This is a genomic window from Shewanella piezotolerans WP3 (assembly GCF_000014885.1).
In the GTDB taxonomy this organism is placed as follows: Bacteria; Pseudomonadota; Gammaproteobacteria; order Enterobacterales; family Shewanellaceae; genus Shewanella; species Shewanella piezotolerans.
Genome location: NC_011566.1, coordinates 2,608,204 through 2,623,944 on the forward strand (window position 1 = coordinate 2,608,204; position 15,741 = coordinate 2,623,944).

14 protein-coding genes are annotated in these 15,741 nt (G+C 42.2%); 12 read left to right on the top strand and 2 right to left on the bottom strand.

What is annotated here, in order from left to right; translation table 11 throughout:
- Positions 1–31: 31 nt before the first annotated feature.
- A complete protein-coding gene (locus SWP_RS11185; protein WP_020912582.1) occupies positions 32–1,198 on the bottom strand; it encodes a serine hydrolase domain-containing protein in 1,167 nt (388 codons plus the stop codon).
- A 409-nt stretch (positions 1,199–1,607) separates the two neighbouring features.
- Here SWP_RS11185 and serC point away from each other — a divergent pair, with 409 nt between their 5' ends.
- On the top strand, positions 1,608–2,699 hold the full coding sequence (gene serC / locus SWP_RS11190) for a 3-phosphoserine/phosphohydroxythreonine transaminase (RefSeq protein WP_020912584.1): 1,092 nt from the start codon (positions 1,608–1,610) through the stop codon (positions 2,697–2,699).
- A 61-nt stretch (positions 2,700–2,760) separates the two neighbouring features.
- On the opposite strand, the gene SWP_RS11195 is transcribed toward serC, so the two are convergent.
- The gene (locus SWP_RS11195) at positions 2,761–3,951 is read right to left on the bottom strand and encodes an amino acid aminotransferase (RefSeq protein WP_020912585.1); all 1,191 of its coding nucleotides are present in this window, start codon (positions 3,949–3,951) and stop codon (positions 2,761–2,763) included.
- Positions 3,952–4,366: 415 nt separating this feature from the next.
- Here SWP_RS11195 and aroA point away from each other — a divergent pair, with 415 nt between their 5' ends.
- The 11 genes from aroA (at position 4,367) to SWP_RS11250 (ending at position 15,201) form a co-directional block, all read left to right on the top strand.
- Positions 4,367–5,647 (top strand): 3-phosphoshikimate 1-carboxyvinyltransferase, encoded by a 1,281-nt coding sequence (aroA, locus tag SWP_RS11200; protein WP_020912587.1) that lies wholly within the window; start codon positions 4,367–4,369, stop codon positions 5,645–5,647.
- A gap of 180 nt (positions 5,648–5,827) precedes the next feature.
- Positions 5,828–6,520, top strand: coding sequence for a (d)CMP kinase (cmk, locus tag SWP_RS11205; protein WP_020912588.1), 693 nt, complete (start codon positions 5,828–5,830; stop codon positions 6,518–6,520).
- A gap of 97 nt (positions 6,521–6,617) precedes the next feature.
- Positions 6,618–8,285: a 30S ribosomal protein S1 gene (rpsA, locus tag SWP_RS11210; protein ID WP_020912589.1), complete on the top strand. Its 1,668-nt coding sequence runs from the start codon at positions 6,618–6,620 to the stop codon at positions 8,283–8,285.
- 72 nt (positions 8,286–8,357) lie between these two features.
- Positions 8,358–8,645, top strand: a complete 288-nt coding sequence (gene ihfB / locus SWP_RS11215; RefSeq protein WP_044555860.1) for an integration host factor subunit beta — start codon at positions 8,358–8,360, stop codon at positions 8,643–8,645.
- Between the two features lie 122 nt (positions 8,646–8,767).
- Entirely contained in the window at positions 8,768–9,073 is a 306-nt protein-coding gene (locus tag SWP_RS11220) for a LapA family protein (protein ID WP_020912591.1), read from the top strand.
- Position 9,074: 1 nt separating this feature from the next.
- Positions 9,075–10,235 carry a lipopolysaccharide assembly protein LapB gene (gene lapB, locus SWP_RS11225; protein ID WP_020912592.1) on the top strand — a complete coding sequence of 387 codons (1,161 nt, stop codon included), beginning with the start codon at positions 9,075–9,077 and terminating at the stop codon, positions 10,233–10,235.
- Between the two features lie 63 nt (positions 10,236–10,298).
- Positions 10,299–10,994 carry an orotidine-5'-phosphate decarboxylase gene (pyrF, locus tag SWP_RS11230; RefSeq protein WP_020912593.1) on the top strand — a complete coding sequence of 232 codons (696 nt, stop codon included), beginning with the start codon at positions 10,299–10,301 and terminating at the stop codon, positions 10,992–10,994.
- 100 nt (positions 10,995–11,094) lie between these two features.
- Positions 11,095–11,907 (top strand): SDR family oxidoreductase, encoded by an 813-nt coding sequence (locus SWP_RS11235; protein WP_020912594.1) that lies wholly within the window; start codon positions 11,095–11,097, stop codon positions 11,905–11,907.
- A 17-nt stretch (positions 11,908–11,924) separates the two neighbouring features.
- Complete coding sequence (locus SWP_RS11240; RefSeq protein WP_020912595.1) at positions 11,925–12,467, top strand: DUF2058 domain-containing protein; 543 nt, start codon at positions 11,925–11,927, stop codon at positions 12,465–12,467.
- A gap of 357 nt (positions 12,468–12,824) precedes the next feature.
- Positions 12,825–13,742 (top strand): hypothetical protein, encoded by a 918-nt coding sequence (locus SWP_RS11245; RefSeq protein WP_020912596.1) that lies wholly within the window; start codon positions 12,825–12,827, stop codon positions 13,740–13,742.
- The gene (locus tag SWP_RS11250) at positions 13,735–15,201 is read left to right on the top strand and encodes an FAD-binding oxidoreductase (protein WP_020912597.1); all 1,467 of its coding nucleotides are present in this window, start codon (positions 13,735–13,737) and stop codon (positions 15,199–15,201) included. Before SWP_RS11245 ends, SWP_RS11250 begins: the two co-directional genes overlap by 8 nt.
- Positions 15,202–15,741 lie beyond the last annotated feature (540 nt).

Genomic DNA, 15,741 nt, shown 5'->3' on the forward strand with positions numbered 1-15,741 from the left:
CCTTTTTTGTTTTACTCATATGTAAATTAATTCAGAATGACTGCTGTTCGAGCTTATCGGCATGCTTGAACACGTCACGCCAATACTGTGAACTTAGCTTTGCAATGACTCTCGACTCACCATTTAAAAGCATGGCCATTCCAATATTGAGTTCTGGAGAGTAGGATATTTCTGCGACGTAACCTGCAACCCATCCTGCATGATAAATTAAAGGTCGGCCTTCGAACTCATAAACACGCCAGCCTTTGCCGTAATGAGCACTGTCGAGGTAGGCGCGCCAATCTCTTCGCCTCAGTTCTCGCGACGTTTTAATGCCTGGCGTAGTAATATCTTTAAGAACGCTATTAGGTATTACACTAGGATTTTGTCCTAGATTTGCCATAAGCCATTTGGACATATCGGAAATGCTGGCGTTTACACCTGCTGCTGGTGCTAATTGATAATAGTTTGGTTTGACTTTCACCTTTTTAAAGCCAGATTTAGTCTTCACATGTGGTTCGGCTCTATTCTTAGTCATTTGGAATGCTTCGTAGCCTACAGATGCCGATCCCATTTTTAGTGGCGAGAAAATCCTTTGTTGTAAAAGCTCAGAATAATCTTGCTTTGCCTGGGTTTCTATTGCAGTTTGAATGAATGAAAAGGCAACGTTTTGATATCCGTAACAGACCCCTGGACTACACATAGGTGTTAGCTCTTCAAACTTGGGAATAATTTTTGGCATTTTTACATTGGCGTTAACTAAATTGTCGTAGCTGTTTGGCCATAGTCCAGTACTATGACCAATAATATGGCCGAGATTTATCTGCTTTGCTGCTTGCTTATCTGCTAGGTCAAACTCAGGAACATAGCTCACAATAGATTGATTCCAGTCTAGTTTGTGCTCTTCTACTAACATTGAAGCAAGTGTACCTGCAAACGTTTTAGACACAGAAGCGAGCCTAAACACTGTATCTGAATTAATATTTTTACTACCGCCTTTAGTGCGTTTTCCATAGGTACTTAACTTGAGGATGCTATCGCCTTCTACGATAACAAACGCGCCTCCTGGAACCTTATTTGCTTTCAAATTGCGATGGAAGTCGTGCTTAAAACTATCCGCAAGAGCTTTGAAGTCAGACGTTTTTGCGTAAGTTTCAAATGTAGGCAGCCAAATGGCGGCGGATAGAGAACTGAAGAATAAAATGGGTTTTAAAAGCATGTATGGATCCAACGAAAGATTATAATCATTCTTATACGGCTATTGTTGAGCATAAGGTTCAACAATACTAGAGGCGGTTTATCGATTGAGCTTAGTTTTTGTTCAAATGAAATAGTTAAAGTTTCTTTAGTTACAAAAAATCTTAAAAATGCCTTTCATGCTTATGGTTCAAGAGGCTTCATTGGCTGAAATATATTCGTTTAAACCTGTTATGCGCCGTTGGTATAAAAAGCACACTTTTTTATAGCGTACTAAAGGTTTAAAGAGCTCATTAGCCGCCTATTTTCAAAACACTGAATTAGCAAAGTTAACTGACTTTTTCGTTTTAGCCACCAGATGGTTACGATATACTGATAAAAGATTGTAAAACCCCATGTATAAACTGATCGATCATAAAAGGACAATACTTGTGAGCGCTACTTTTAATTTCTGTGCTGGACCCGCCATGTTACCTAAACCAGTTATGGATAAAGCCCAGAGTGAGCTGTTAGACTGGAATAGCATGGGGACTTCGGTGATGGAGATTAGCCACCGAAGTAAAGAGTTTATAGCGCTAACCAACCAAGCCGAAGCAGATCTACGCCAGTTAATGGATATACCAGCAAACTACCATGTATTGTTTATGCATGGTGGCGGGCGAGGTCAGTTTTCGGCTATTGCCAATAACTTTCTTGGCGATAAAGGCCGGGCACTTTATCTTGTTGACGGCAGTTGGTCTTCAGCTGCAGTTGAAGAAGCCAAAAAGCTGGTTGGCGAAGAAAATATCGATACGATAAATATCGTCGAAAACAATAATGGCATAAATAGCGTGGTTTTACCTTCGCTTTCAAATATTGATAAAGATTACCGGTACCTGCATTACTGCCCGAACGAGACTGTGGACGGTATTGAGATCTTTGACACAATCAATAGCCCATGGCCGGTTATCGCTGATATGTCATCAAATATTTTGTCACGAAAAATAGACGTGAACCAATTTGCTCTCATCTATGCTGGTGCACAGAAAAATATTGGTCCATCCGGCTTGAGTATTGTCATAGTACGCAATGATATGTTGTCCCTTCCGAGTCTTCCGCAATCGTCGATTATGGATTATAAACTGGCGGTTAAGCATGGCTCTATGTACAACACTCCGCCTACATTTGCATGGTATTTAGCGGCAGAGGTTTTTGCTTGGCTTAAAGTTAGCGGTGGAGTTGACTCTGTTGAGCTGATTAATATCGAAAAAGCAATGCGACTGTACCAATGTATTGATGAATTGGACTTCTATAAAAGTGGTGTCGCTGTAGAGAATCGTTCTCGAATGAATGTAACTTTCCAGCTTGTTAATGCTGAGCTCGATAACCAATTTTTGGAAGAAGCTAAACAGGCTGGCTTGGTGGCACTAAAAGGACACCGCAGCGTTGGTGGAATGCGGGCGAGTATTTACAATGCAATGCCGATAGAAGGAGTTATTGAATTAGTGAAATTCATGCAGACCTTTGCCAAAAAACATAGCTAACGAGTAAATCGAAATAAAAAAAGCCGCTATTAAAAGCGGCTTTTTAGTAGAACTTTAAAGCTTAGAGTACTTTAGCAATTGATTTTGCTAAGTAATCAACATTCCCTGTTCCTATACCCGCAATGCTTATGCGGCTTGAGTCGACCATATAAACACTATAATCACTTTGAAGCTGCGTGACTTGCACTGGCGTGATCCCTAAGAACGAGAACATGCCTTTTTGCTCAGTGATGAAGTTGAAATTACGAGTAACGCCAATCTCTTTTAGCTTGTTAACTAACATGGCGCGGTTGCCGTTAATGCGATCGCGCATTACTGTTAACTCATCTAACCACTCTTGTTTTAGCTCATTTGAGCCTAGAATCGTTTCAACTATTGCAGCACCATGTGCTGGCGGCATTGAATAGATACAACGCACAACATAAAGCAATACCGAGAAAGCGACATCACTGGCTGCGGCATCTTTACCTATGATGCTACAGGCACCTATTCGTTCTCGGTAAAGGCCGAAATTCTTTGAGCATGAACTGCACAAGATCATGTTGTTAACCGTTGCAGCCATCTTACGGACGCCATATGCATCTTCATCTACACCATCTCCAAAGCCTTGATAGGCCATATCTATGAGTGGGGTAAAACCTTGCACTGCAGTTAATTCAATAATCTCATCCCATTGCTGCGGGTTGAGATCCATGCCACTTGGGTTATGACAGCAGGCATGTAGAAGCACGACATCATCATTTCCGATATTAGACAGCGCCGATTTCATCTCTTCAAACTTGAGAGATTTTGTATCGTAGTCGTAGTAGGGGTAAGTTTTAACGGTTATCCCAGCAGCTTCAAATAAACCTGTGTGGTTAGCCCATGTAGGATCGCTTACCCAAAGAACAGAGTTAGGGTTGCAGCGCTTAATAAAATCGGCAGCGACTCTAAGTGCACCTGTACCACCTGGTGTGGAAACAGTACGCACTCTGTTTGCTAGAATTGCTGGGTTATCGGCGCTGAAAGCTAGCTCTGACATTAGTCGGTTAAAGTCAGCGGAACCTGTTGGACCGATGTAAACTTTTGTTGACTCGGTGTCTAATCGATACTGCTCTGCTTTTTTAACACAGGTCAGAATTGGGGTATGACCAGATTCATCTTTATATACCCCAACACCTAAATCGACTTTTTGTGAATGAGTATCTTCTCGATACTTCGTCAGTAGTCCTAAAATGGGGTCTGCAGGCATAGCGGTCAGTTTGTTGAACATAGTTCCATCTACCTCTTTGTGATTGGTCCAAATAGACCTTTTTATTCAGTTGTTCTTATATTGACTAGAGTAACGTAGAAATATCCCAATTAGATAGTAATAGTAAATATTTTCACCGTTCATCATTCTGGCAATTATTGATTCCAATAACGTTATTTTTCTAAAAATAACGCTGATTCATTGCTGGTTAAATGCTTATTTCTACCAGTTGAATAACTTTTGAGGCTTAAAGGTGAGTTTTTAGCAAAAAAGTGTTGAATACTTCGCAGCAATCAGTAAATTTGTAACTACGAAGTTCAAACAATCGCTAAACCGCTGTCATTTTGTCGTGGTGACCTAACAAGCCTTTAGCATGAACGTCTACTGTTAACCCGCAGGTGAGTTTGACTCCTGCAGTAATTTAAAGAAGTTATCAATGAATCAATTACGTTTAGAGCCTATCGAAAAAGTAAACGGGACCATTAATATCCCAGGATCTAAAAGCATTTCTAACCGCGCGCTGTTACTTGCGACGTTAGCTGAAGGGACCACGACATTAACAAATTTACTCGATTCTGACGATATCCGCTATATGTTAGCATCGCTCAAACAGTTAGGCGTGAATTATCGCTTAACAAATAACAACACAGTCTGTGAAGTTGACGGTATCGCTGGCGTGCTTAATGCTGATACAGCACAAACGTTATTCCTAGGCAATGCAGGTACAGCCATGCGCCCGCTTTGCGCTGCGTTAACGCTTGGGCAAGGCGAGTTCACTTTAACTGGCGAGCCTCGAATGGAAGAGCGGCCTATTGGTGATCTGGTAGACTCATTACGCCAACTTGGCGCAGACGTAAGCTATCTCAAAAATGATGGCTTTCCGCCATTAACCATTAATGCTACGGGCTTAAGTGGCGGCGACGTTGAAATAGCAGGTGATCTCTCTAGCCAGTTTTTGACTGCACTACTCATGGTTGCACCGCTAGCGAAAGGTGATGTCAATATTAAAATTAAGGGCGAGTTGGTTTCAAAGCCATACATCGATATTACTTTGGCGTTAATGGCGCAGTTTGGCGTTAACGTTACCAATAATAATTACGTATCTTTTGAAATCAAAACCGGACAACGCTATATCAGCCCAGGAAAACTTTTGGTTGAAGGAGATGCATCTTCAGCCTCTTATTTTCTAGCTGCAGGTGCAATTAAAGGCGGCGAAGTCAAAGTGACCGGTGTAGGCAAACTGAGTATTCAAGGTGATGTAAAATTTGCTGACGTATTGGCGCAGATGGGGGCAGACATAGAGTGGGGTGATGATTACATTATTGCTCGAGGCTCGAAATTAAACGCTGTTGATCTTGATATGAATCATATTCCGGATGCCGCGATGACGATTGCAACTGCAGCGCTGTTTGCAACCGGTACTACTCATATTCGAAATATCTATAACTGGCGCATCAAAGAAACCGACCGCTTAGCAGCAATGGCTACTGAGTTACGCAAAGTAGGGGCTATAGTCGATGAGGGACATGACTACATTAGTGTAACGCCGCCAGTCAAACCGCATACCGCAAATATTGATACTTATAACGATCATCGAATGGCAATGTGCTTTTCAATGTTAGCCTTTGCTGATTGTGGTATTACCATTAATGAACCTGAGTGTACTTCTAAAACTTTCCCTGATTACTTTACTCAGTTTAATGCCCTAGCAAACTAAAATACTTCCCCTAATACATTAGGTTAAATGGTTCAGATTTTTGTCATAAATCTGAACCATATCTTAATGGGATCTCTGATTATTTGAATTAGATGCCGCTTTCTCGCGTTACATGGTTTATAATGCGCGCGCTCATTTTCGGTTATATCAAGGAAGATTGAATTTCTTGTGGAGGATTTTATGTTAGAACGGGCTCCTGTTGTCACTGTTGACGGCCCTAGCGGTGCGGGAAAAGGTACTATTAGTCAATTACTTGCTGAGAAGTTAGGTTACAAGTTGTTAGATAGTGGTGCAATTTATCGCGTATTAGCATTAGCTGCTATTCATCACAACGTAGAACTTGATAATGAAGAATCGCTAACATTACTGGCAGCACACTTGGACGTGCAGTTTATTACGGGTAATGAAAGCAAAGGCATTAAAGTCGTGCTGGAAGGCGAAGACGTGTCAACAACGATACGCAGTCAAGAGTGCTCAAATGCTGCATCAAAAGTAGCGGCTTTTCCGCGTGTTAGAGAAGCATTGTTGCGTCGTCAGCGTGCTTTTGCTGAAGCACCTGGATTGATTGCCGATGGTCGCGATATGGGAACGGTTGTTTTCCCAGCAACACCAGCAAAACTTTTTTTGACTGCTAGTGCAGAGGAAAGGGCGCAAAGGCGCTATAATCAGTTGCAGGACAATGGCTTCGATGTTAAAATCGATCAGCTTTTGTCTGAGATAAAAGAGCGTGACGACCGCGATATGAATCGTAGTGTTGCTCCTTTGGTGCCAGCCGAAGACGCACTTGTAATCGATACGACGAACATTTCTATAGAAGATGTGTTAGCCATGGCGCTGACTCATATTCATAAAAGTTTTCAAGTACCTGCGTAAGCAGGTATTTAACTATTTGCCCCAAGGATGAGGCAAATTATTATACTGACTCCGCGTCCAGGATGGGCTGTGGTTTATTAAAGAAAGTAACTTAAACATGACTGAATCTTTTGCTGATCTATTTGAACAATCCCTTGAAACTTTGGAGTTCCGTCCAGGTTCTATCGTAACTGGTGTAGTTGTACGCATCGAAAACGGTACTGTACTTGTTGACGCAGGTCTTAAGTCTGAAAGCCCAATCCCAGCTGAACAGTTCAAGAACGCTTCTGGCGAACTTGAAATCTCTGTTGGCGATACCGTGCACGTTGCTCTTGACTCTGTTGAAGATGGCTTCGGTGAGACTCAACTGTCTCGCGAAAAAGCTAAGCGTCACGAAGCTTGGATCGTTCTAGAAAAAGCGTACGAAGATGCTGAAACTGTAATCGGTATCATCAATGGTAAGGTTAAAGGCGGTTTCACTGTTGAATTAAACGGTATCCGTGCATTCCTACCAGGTTCTCTAGTTGACGTTCGCCCAGTTCGCGACACCGCTCACCTAGAAAACAAAGAATTAGAATTCAAAGTTATCAAGCTTGACCAGAAGCGTAACAACGTTGTTGTTTCTCGTCGTGCAGTTATCGAATCTGAAAGCAGCGCAGAACGTGATGCTCTTCTTGAGAACCTTCAAGAAGGTCAATCAGTTAAAGGTATCGTTAAGAACCTTACTGACTACGGTGCATTCGTTGATCTTGGTGGTGTTGACGGTCTTCTACATATCACAGATATGGCTTGGAAGCGCGTTAAGCACCCATCAGAAATCGTTAATGTTGGTGACGAAATCAACGTTAAAGTTCTTAAGTACGACCGTGAGCGCACACGTGTATCACTAGGTCTTAAGCAACTTGGCGAAGATCCATGGTTAGAAATCAGCAAGCGCTACCCAGAAAACACACGTTTGACTGGTCGCGTTACTAACCTAACTGACTACGGTTGTTTCGTTGAAATTGAAGAAGGCGTTGAAGGTCTTGTTCACGTTTCTGAAATGGATTGGACTAACAAGAACATCCACCCATCAAAGGTTGTTAACCTAGGTGATGAAGTAGAAGTTCTAGTTCTAGACATCGATGAAGAGCGTCGTCGTATTTCTCTAGGTCTTAAGCAATGTAAGACTAACCCATGGGATGACTTCGCAGAGCGTTTCAACAAGGGCGACAAGGTTTCTGGTAAGATCAAGTCAATCACTGACTTCGGTATCTTCATCGGTCTTGACGGCGGCATCGACGGTCTAGTTCACCTTTCTGATATTTCTTGGAATGGTACTGGCGAAGACGCAGTTGCTGAATACAAGAAAGGCGACGAAATCAATGCAGTTGTTCTTTCTGTTGACCCAGAGCGTGAGCGTATCAGCTTAGGCGTTAAGCAAACTGAAGACGATCCATTCAATGCATACCTTGCTGATAAGAAGAAAGGTGTTGTTGTAAATGGTGTTGTTACTGCAGTTGACGCAAAAGGTGTTACAATTGAACTAGCTGAGACTGTTGAAGGTTACCTTCGCGTTTCAGATATCTCTCGTGAGCGCATCGAAGATGCATCAACAGTTTACTCTGTAGGTGACAAAGTCGAGTCTAAGTTCATGGGTGTAGATCGTAAGAACCGCACCATCAGCCTTTCTATCCGTGCTAAGGATGAAGCTGAAGAGAAAGAAGCAATGGCTAGCTTGAACAAGCAGGAAGACGCTGTCATGAGCAGTGCGATGGCTGAAGCGTTCAAAGCAGCTCGTAAATAATCGCCTTGAAGTTCAGGGGTGCATGCACCCCTAAAAGGTGACTGTGTTTGGCTTGATAATAGAGGGTATAGGATGACAAAATCCGAACTGATCGAAAAACTTGCCACTAGGCAGTCGCAGCTGTCTGCGAAGGAAGTGGAAAGCGCTATTAAAGAAATGTTGGAGCAAATGGCTGATACATTAGAGGGTGGAGATCGTATCGAAATCCGCGGCTTTGGTAGTTTCTCACTTCATTATCGTGCACCGCGCACTGGCCGTAATCCAAAGACTGGAACCTCAGTCGACTTGGAAGGCAAGTACGTACCGCACTTTAAGCCAGGCAAAGAACTGCGCGAACGTGTTGACGCGGTCAACGCGTAATTTACACTGTATTAAAAGCCTCCCTAGGGAGGCTTTTTTATATCTAAAGCCTAGGTAACACTAGCTAGTTCACTCTTTTTCTTAGATAATCAAAGCTTACCAACACGTGTATGGAGCTTAACGTGAAGTCATTCATTATTGCCGTTTTAGTCGCTGCATTTTTTTTCTTAGCGCTTATCTTCGGTGCCCGTAACGAACAAGTTGTTAATATTAGCTATTTCGTCGCTCAGGGCGAGTTTCGGCTGCCTGTAGTGCTTGCTTGTGTATTTTTAGCTGGCTTTTTAGTGAGCTGGGTGTTCGCAATGTATCATATAGCCGGGCTTAAACTGTCTATAAGGCGTTTAAAGAAACAAGTTGCTGCAAATGACACTATTGCCGACAAGGCTAACGCTGTGACTGAAACTGCAACAAAGGAAGTAGACGCGTAATATGTTAGAAATTTTATTTCTGTTGCTACCAATTGCGGCCGGATATGGCTGGTATATGGGGCGCAGAAGTGTCAGACAGAAACAGACAAACCAAAGGAAACAGCTCAGTAGAGACTACTTCACTGGCTTAAATTTTTTACTGTCTAATGAATCAGACAAAGCAGTTGACCTATTTATATCGATGTTGGATGTTGATGACGAAACCATAGATACTCACCTTTCTTTAGGTTCTCTTTTTAGAAAGCGCGGTGAAGTTGACCGCTCGATTCGAATTCACCAGAACCTCATTGCCAGACCTAGTCTTACCACAGAGCAAAGAGATATTGCGATGATGGAACTGGGTAAAGACTACCTCGCAGCTGGATTTTATGATCGCGCAGAAGAAATTTTTATTAATCTTGTTAATCAAGAAGATCATAGCGAAGAGGCTGAAACACAGCTTATTGCGATTTATCAAGTCACCAAAGATTGGCAAAAAGCGATTGATATTATTAAGAAGCTTAAACGTAAACGCCAGCAAGTACTCAAACACGATAGTGCTCATTTCTATTGTGAACTGGCTGCAGAATCGGCTGATGACGCAATAAAATTGAAACGGTTACTATCAGCCAATAAAATCGATCCAAGTTGTGGACGGGCGCTGCTGACTCTAGCGGAGCTTTACTTGAAGCTTGAAGACTTTAAATCATGTAAGCAATATATAGAGAAACTACTCAATACCGATATCGACCTTTTTCCTGACAGTCTACCCATTGCTAAACAAGTTTACTTACTGACAGATGACAACTTTGGTTATCAAGAACTTCTCCGAGAAGCCATAGAGAAGGGCGCTGGTGCTAGTATTGCTGTGACTCTAGCGCAGCATATGATTTCTCAGGGAAATGAGAAAGATGCGGAAAAGCTGATCCTAGAAGGTTTGATTCGTCATCCAACGATGAAAAGCTTTCAACATTTGATGAAGATGCATGTTAAACAAGCTGAAGATGGCCAAGCTAAAAAAAGCTTGTCGATGCTTGAGCAATTGGTGGAGCAGCAAATTAAGTTTCGCCCAGGATATCGCTGCAGCGAATGTGGCTTTCCATCTCATAGACTGTATTGGCATTGTCCCTCTTGTAAGAATTGGGGAAGTATAAAAAGAGTAAGGGGGCTAGACGGAGAATAGTTGCTCCTGTCCACCCTAAAAACATTTGAATAGTATTAAAAACGCAAAGCGATTGGAGAAGAAATGACGAACAAACCTATTTTGGTAGCATTAGATTACGACAATAGAAACGATGCTTTGCAGCTGATTGATAAGCTTGACCCAAATATGTGCCGCCTTAAAGTAGGCAAGGAGATGTTTACCTTGTTCGGGCCTCAAATCGTTACAGATATTCATAGTCGTGGCTTTGATCTATTTTTGGATCTGAAATTTCACGATATCCCTAATACAGTTGCTAAAGCGGTTTCGGCTGCTGCTGAGTTAGGTGTTTGGATGACAAACGTCCATGCTTCAGGCGGATTAGCAATGATGGAGGCGGCTAAACGAGCGCTTGAGCAATATGGTGATAAAGCACCGTTACTTATTGCTGTAACCGTCTTAACGTCAATGAGTGATGATGAGCTGCAGTTACTGGGTGTGAATGTTCCAGCGGCAGAGCATGTACAGCGTTTAGCTGCATTAACTCAGCGTGCAGGATTAGATGGTGTCGTTTGCTCTGCTCAAGAAGCGAGTTTATTAAAAGAAAAGTTCGGCCATGAATTTAAATTGATCACACCAGGGATAAGACCTATTGGCAGTGACAAGGGGGATCAGCACCGAGTGATGACGCCCCCACAAGCTTTGGCTGCGGGGTCTGATTACTTGGTCATCGGCCGACCGATCACTAAAGCGTTTGACCCTTTAAAAGCATTACAAGAGATACATCAGTCAATTGCGTAAAGGTTTAGATTAAAAGCTTTAATTATTGAGTGTAGTCATATAAGTTACGAATAGATTACTGGCATAATTTGTAAATTATAAAGCAATTGGAGTGCACTCTATGTTCGATTATCAGGGAAAAAACGTCGTTGTTGTAGGCGGTACCAGCGGGATCAATCTTGGTATCGCATTGAGCTTCGCAAAAGCTGGCGCTAATGTTGCTGTAGCGAGTAGAAGTAAAGATAAAGTGGATGCCGCGGTGGCAAAATTAAACGCTGAAAATCCAAGCGGTCATCATATCGGAGCTTGCTTTGACGTACGAGATATTGAGGCATTATCACTCGGTTTTGAATATATAGGCGCAGCGTTTGGCACAATTGAAGTATTAGTCAGTGGCGCCGCAGGAAATTTTCCAGCGAGTGCAGAGAAATTATCTGAAAATGGCTTTAAGTCTGTCATGGACATAGATCTACTCGGCAGTTTTCAAGTGTTGAAGCAAGCTTTACCTTTATTGAAAGATAAAGGCGGTGCGATTATCCAGATATCAGCGCCTCAAGCTTTTGTGCCAATGCCGATGCAGGTACATGTTTGTGCAGCTAAAGCTGGCGTCGATATGTTAACTAAAACCCTTGCAATTGAGTGGGGTTATAAAGGCATTAGAATTAATTCGATAGTACCAGGTCCTATTGCTGGGACAGAGGGGTTCGATCGATTAGCACCAACACCAGAGCTACAAGAGCATGTCGCAAAAGGTGTACCACTGAGGCGCAATGGTAACTGCGAAGATATCGCGAATGCAGCGTTGTTTTTAGCTTCCGATATGGCTTCCTACATAACCGGCGCCGTTTTACCGGTTGACGGTGGCTGGTCTCTCGGTGGAGCCGGCGCTGCAATCGCCGAAATTGGTCAATTAGCAAAACAAAAACAAAGTTGAATTAGAGAATATTAGATATGGCAAATCCTTTTCAGGAACAATTACTTAAGGCTGGTTTGGTTAGTAAGCAAAAAGTAAGAGATACTAAAACTCAAAAGCGTCGTGACAAAAAAGCAAAAGTTGATGACGGCAGCGAGGCGCTAAAGAAGGAAATAGCAGCCAAGAAGCTAGCACAAATCGAAAAAGATAAGCTGTTAAATGAACAGCGATTTAATGAAGCGACTGAAAAAGGTTTGGTTCGAGGACTCGTCACTGAATTTAAGAAGCTGGCGATTACTCCGTCAAAAGATGCAGACATTAAATTTAACTTTACCTTCGAGAAGAAAATTTATTCTCTTTATGTCGATAAAAAAATGCAAAGTGAGTTGTTGAAAGGGCATTTAGGTATTGTAAGGCACGAAGATATTAGTTACTTGGTTCCTCACAAACTTGTAGAACGAGTCAATTTATTGGTACCAGCATGGGTTGGCTATTTATGGTCTCAGGAAGATAATGTCGAAGCAGTTGAAGAGGATGATCCCTATGCTGATTATGTCATTCCAGATGATCTTATGTGGTAACAGTTCGATTGCTTAATTAAGTGTTTTAATGATTAAAGCCGCAAACATTAGTTTGCGGCTTTTTTTGTGGAAACCCGGATGACCATCTGCAGTCAATGGTTGGCGGACAAGGTCGCTCTATCTTACGCCTCACAAATAGCCACGCTATTTCCTTTATTAAATAAAGCTATTTCACTTTTAAACTTGGTCGCCATTCATCATTAAACGTAACTGATTAATTATTATGAATAATGACAGGGAGTCATATCGTAGTTTCCCTGCTCATTAAACGTCAACGTTTGAGCAGCTGAGTTGCTATTTATAGCGCTTTGATGCTTGCGGAGACTTCATATTGGTTAAATGAAAGGACGTTCTCACATGAAAAGGAATACATATCATCTAGGTTACTACCAAGAAGGTGTATCAAAAATTGGGCAGTTTGATGTAGAAGAGATCTCTAACCCGTTAACAAGAGATAAACAGATAAACCAGCGAGTAGTCAGGGATATACAACAGCTACTCCTGCATATTTACTCGAAAGACCAAGCCCATAGAGAGCAATTGCTACAGAGCACATTTTGTAACGCAAATGTACACAAGTCTTCGATGGATTCTGATCATCTTTGGTTAATTTCTATTGAGGGAGAATTATGTGCTTACGCTTCAGGTCGCTTTATCTACACAGCTTCAGCTGAGCAAGTATACGTGTTTAAGGCTTGTATGATCTCAGCAGAAATCGACAACAGAGCTGAACTTTATTCTTGGCTTTATGCACGTCAAATTATCCGAGGTGTTTTATGTTATTGGAATAATAGCCAGAACTTAGGTAAGCCACTGCCGTTTATCACCCGTACGCTTAATCCAGTGGTTGCGCAAACTCTCTATCAAATTGGATCAAATATGTATCCAGGATTAGATGGTTGCTCAATTAATGACACTGTACGGTCACGTTATCGTGCTTTCGAAGCAGTGATCAATGAATCCATTCAAGACGACGGTATCCTTATTAATTCCTTTATGAAACATAGTGATTACAGTTTAAAGCTGACAAAAGGAAAATCCTTGCGCTCAAAAATACACAACCTTTGTCGAGCGCTTGGAGATACAGACGGGGTGGCAATTACCGGAGAGATTAATTTTGAACAATGGCTTATTGATCATCTCTATAACAAGAGTGCTATTGACCAAACAAACCTTAAGGACATCAACCTAATTCAATTGTTACAAAGTTCAGCCGTTGAAAAGGTCACTCAGATCTCTAAGCTGGAAGTTGAAGAGGGTTGCGACTATGCATAGTGATAATAAAGGCAACAAACAGACCACGGATATTTTTTCTTTGATCACAAAGCAGATACAGCAACTGACGAAAGGACAAGTTACTTGCTTGGATGCGAAAAAAGCGTTGAATAGATATGGCGCAAATACCATGGCAATATCACGCAGTATTGGCGGTGCCTTTATTGTACGGCAAATTAGTGCAGACCATGGTCAAGCAGTTGAAATGGCTAATATTGGCCACATAGTAACAGCCGCAAATGCTTACGGTACTCCGCTGCAAGTTATTAGCAGTGGCCAAAACTGGGGCTACGGCACCGCAATGCCCACTGATGATAGCAGGGCGCATTTTATCTTAGATTTATCTGAGCTAAAGCGAATAGAGCTCAATGAACAACTGGGAATAGTTTGGTTACAACCAGGGGTTACCCAACAAAACCTTAGAGACTATTTAGATAGCTGCAATGCAGCATTGATGGTGCCAGTCACCGGCGCCGGTCCAAGTTGTAGTATTGTCGGCAATGCGCTTGAGCGTGGCTATGGGATCACTCCACACGCTGACCATTTTGCAGCGGTGACGAGTATTCAAGCCGTATTAGCTGATGGCTCTCACTATAGTTCGGCTATCGCCTCGTTAGATTTAACAAAACAAAATATTGTTGATATGTCCTATAAATGGGGCCTGGGTCCATACTTGGATGGCATATTTACCCAAAGTAATCTCGGTATTGCTACGTCGATGAGCATTAGGTTGGCACATGAACCTGAGCTCGTTGAGTCATTTTATCTATTTTGCGCTGAAGAGTCAGATCTAGAGCGGGTGTTTCCACTCGTGCAACAGCTACTTCGAGATTTTGCCGGTGTTGTTGGTTCTATCAACATACTAGATAGCCGTAGAATGTTATCAATGATGGTTACTAACGCTAATGGACTATCCCTGTGTAGCCAAACCGATGTCGATCGCTTAAAGCAAGAATATAAAGTGAGTCAATGGACCTGTATTGGCAGTCTGTATGGTAGCGCAAGGGTTGTTAAAGCCGTTAAAAAAGAGATTAAGCGCAAACTTAAAGGCAATACAGCGGTTAAGCGCTCACTATTTATCTCAGCCCGAGAGATCGCCATAGCAAATCAATTTATTGATCTACTGCCTGATAGGGTGCTTACGGGGCCAAGACGACAACTGGCAGCGCTGGAAAAAACCACCCAGATAATGCGCGGCATTCCAAATGAAGTTGCTTTGCCTTTAGCATATTGGCGTAATCCCGATAAACCAAAGCAGTTACAAATGCTAAACCCTGCCAAAGATAATTGTGGACTGCTTTGGTATGCGCCGTTGATCCCTGCAACAGAAGATAAAATCCGCGAATTTGTTGATATGGTGCGAACGATTTGTCTAAAATTCGATATAGAGCCGTTAATCACCCTGACAACTATTAAGCATGATTGTATCGACAGTACGGTTCCACTGCTGTTTAATTGAGCGGATCCCGCGGCTATAAAAGCGGCGAAATTATGCTTAGATGAACTATTCGATAGCGGATGCAAGTTAGGTTTCGTGCCATACCGGGTGAATGTAGAGCAACAGCGGCGTTTACTGTCAGCCGAGGAGCCGCATTGGTCTGTTGTAGATAAAATTAAAAAGGCCTTAGATCCAAACAATATTATCGCTCCAGGGCGATATAACCCTTAACGCTTATCAACCTTAATTAAAGCCGGGTCTTGTCGGGAATTAATGATGTTTGAAACCTGACAAGGCCCAAACGGCTAAGCTATTAATAGCCTGAATATTATTCAGGCTGCTTGTTATCAAGATCCCTTTAGCAGTAGTTTTGATGGTTTTCTTTAAGCAATAGAGGGTACTTATACAGCGCTGGTAGTACAAACAAAATGCAGATTGTAACGACCATTCCAGAGACGATTACCATCCATCAAACAATATTAGCGATATATAAACTCAAATAGAAAGCAAGTTGCGCGGAAATTAACCGCACTGTGCAGGTTGGTTAGGCCTTTAAGTTTG